The sequence below is a fragment of the Anaerophaga thermohalophila str. Valhall genome (assembly GCF_000250735.1).
Classification (GTDB): Bacteria; Bacteroidota; Bacteroidia; order Bacteroidales; family Marinilabiliaceae; genus Anaerophaga; species Anaerophaga thermohalophila_A.
Window position 1 is genome coordinate 1 of sequence record NZ_AHZV01000166.1, and the last position, 2,669, is coordinate 2,669.

Annotated in this window: 2 protein-coding genes; both read right to left on the reverse strand. The window is 40.3% G+C overall.

Features of this window, described 5'->3' with window-relative positions:
• Positions 1-95 precede the first annotated feature (95 nt).
• Entirely contained in the window at positions 96-851 is a 756-nt protein-coding gene (istB, locus tag OQ5_RS0108845) for an IS21-like element helper ATPase IstB (protein ID WP_016777143.1), read from the reverse strand.
• Between the two features lie 11 nt (positions 852-862).
• Positions 863-2,422, reverse strand: coding sequence for an IS21 family transposase (gene istA, locus OQ5_RS0108850; RefSeq protein WP_016777144.1), 1,560 nt, complete (start codon positions 2,420-2,422; stop codon positions 863-865).
• Positions 2,423-2,669: the final 247 nt, after the last annotated feature.

Below are 2,669 nucleotides of genomic sequence, written 5' to 3' on the forward strand. Positions count from 1 at the left end.
GTTACCGGCAATTAAATATGTATGATTTTCGGCAAATAAGGATGTATCAAAATCGGCAAATAAGGATGCATGATTTTGGTTTAAAAATAGGATGATTAATTGTTAAATTCAAAGAAATTTTTTCGGTTTGCCATTCGGTACCCTTTCCCTTGTAATTTTATGATATCGCAGCGAAAGAGTATTCTGTCAAGAATGGCGGTAACAATCACGCTATCCTCAAGGAAATCAACCCAATCTTTAGGCGACTTATTTGTTGTGATAATCAATGAGGTTTTTCCATGTAACTCATTGATTAAGTTAAAAAACGCTACCGCCTCCTGTTTTGTGACGGGAAACATCATAATATCATCAATGACAAGCAAGTGAGCCTTGATAATTCGCTTGTATTCATTCGCAGCAGTTCGTGTTATATCTTTCATTTTTAATACCTTGATAACATCTTCCATGGTTTTAAAATAGGCTTTGTAGCCCTGCTGAATGGCATCAAAACACAGCCCCGCAGCGAGATAAGTTTTTCCGGTTCCGGAGGGTCCCATAAAAACTAAATTATAGCCTTGTTCGAGCCATTTAAGCTCTCTGATTTGTTTGAGTTGGGCTGTTTGTAGTCCATTGTCAACAGAAGAGTCATACAGGTCTAAATTGTAATTCAGCGGTAGTCGTGCCTGCTTTGTTCGTGTTTCCATGTCTTTGGCTTTTCGGGTTTGTATCTCTTTATCCATGAGCCAACCAACCAATTCGAGGTAGGTACATTGCTCTTTTTCGGCCTTTTGGATGATTTCATCCAGTGTAGCGCCCAGCGAAGCAAGTTTTAAAGTCTTGCATTGTTGCCTGACAACGTCTGATCTTGTCATGTTAGTCTGTTTTAAGCGTTAAAAATAGATTCATAGTCATCAATGTCACTGATCAAAGGTGTTTCATTGGTTTTGGTAAATGTTTCATTGCCACCCAAAGGTTTTATCTCCGGAAGCTTAATGCGGACATCTTGTTGTGCTTCAAGAACGTGCCATGCTTGTACAAACTCAGTGGCTGAGTAGAGTTGATTTTGGATGCAAAAATCCAGTGTTTTATCGTTAAGTGAAGCATCATTGCTTTGTCCCAGCACCTTTTGCAGGCATTGCAATTGATCGCGCATATATCTGGGGTAACGGCTTTTGATTTCGGCCAGGTATCTGTTAGCTGTATCCATTGAAGAAAACCGACTGGCAACCAATTCACTCATTTGCAAAATGCTTTTTGAACGGTCGCGTTTATGATTGGAGTTGGAAATTGTTCTGCCTTTGCCCATCGCTTTTTTGTGGGTGCAAATCAATACTCCATCAGTGGTGAATATTTCAATTGTTTCAATCTTTTCTTTCAAAATAACCTTCATGATACCCTTTTGATAAGTACCCGTAGGAACCGAATAAAAGTTGCTTTTAAATGCCACAACATTGTTCTTCCGGACAGAGTAATAACCTTCCTCCGGCTCTTCAATTTGCATTGGAAAATAAGGCTTTAAATGCTTCTTTTCGACAAGAAATTCCGAAGCCGGAATTCGTTTCGTGTAGTTGTGTTCAAGTGCATTGGCCGTGCGTCCCAACCATGCAAGGGCTTCCTGGTTCAAAGTATCAACGTCATGATAAAGGCGATTGTACAGGAAGTTCTTTTTCACATACTGGACTACGTTCTCTACCTTGCCCTTGCTTTCAGGATCGGCCTTCCGACAAAAGTGTAGTCCAAAGCTTCTTGACCTTGTGTACTCTCTGAAAAACCGTGTTAGAATGATGTCTCCGAAGTTTTCATCAACCACCATTACCCTGTCCTGATCGTAAACAATGGTTAAGGGAACGCCATTAAAAAAGCTGAAGCTTTTTTCGTGCGCCTGACATGTAGTGAGCGAGGTAAAGGATTTGTCAGAAAACCAGACATACTTCATTCTGCTTCGTGAGAGTACCATGGTAAAAAACCAAACCTTTTTGCGTTTTCCGCTGCTGGTTCGCATGTTGTAAACACCGAAATCGACCTGAGCCTGGTACCCGTATGGCAGATCTTCTAATGCTCCGTATTCTCTGGGGTTAATAGCAACAGGGATGTTGTGCTTTTGACGGACAAACATGGTAAAATTGTAGACTGTCCGCACGCTCACTTTTGGAAGATCAGGGTAGTGCTCCTTGAGCCAGTCAAATATCTGTGCAGAAGATGTCTCGGGAAACTTAGCGAGTTTTTCCCTGACAAAATCTTCATAAGGGTTAAGAAGTTTGTGGCGATATTGGTTTTTTATCAGGAAGTCCTCGTACTCATCTTCAGTCATATTGAGGTATTTCCTGACAGTGCGGCTATCCATTACAGCATAGCGGGCTATTTTAGGGCAACTAAAGCCCATCCGACTTAATTTGTGTATTTCATGATACATGATCCAATTGTTTACATCTTTACTGTTCATAATCAGCGGTTTTAAAAGTTTTTGCTAAAAAACGCTGATAGGACGAAAAAATTTGGTTTGGAGTTCTCAGGATTGCCCCCGGGGGCAATCCTGAGAACTCCAAAATCATGCATCACTATTTTCCGAAAACACTACATCACTATTTTCCGATTTTAGTACATTGTTATTTTCCGGTTACAAAAATATCTGTCAAAGACATCTTTTGCATCATAGAGGCTTTCAAATTGATGTGGTTTAATTACTTCTT

What these genes read in the sequence shown, in the direction of transcription:
- istB (WP_016777143.1), bottom strand. Translation starts at nt 851, where the DNA reads ATGACAAGATCAGACGTTGTCAGGCAACAATGCAAGACTTTAAAACTT.
- istA (WP_016777144.1), bottom strand. Translation starts at nt 2,422, where the DNA reads ATGAACAGTAAAGATGTAAACAATTGGATCATGTATCATGAAATACAC.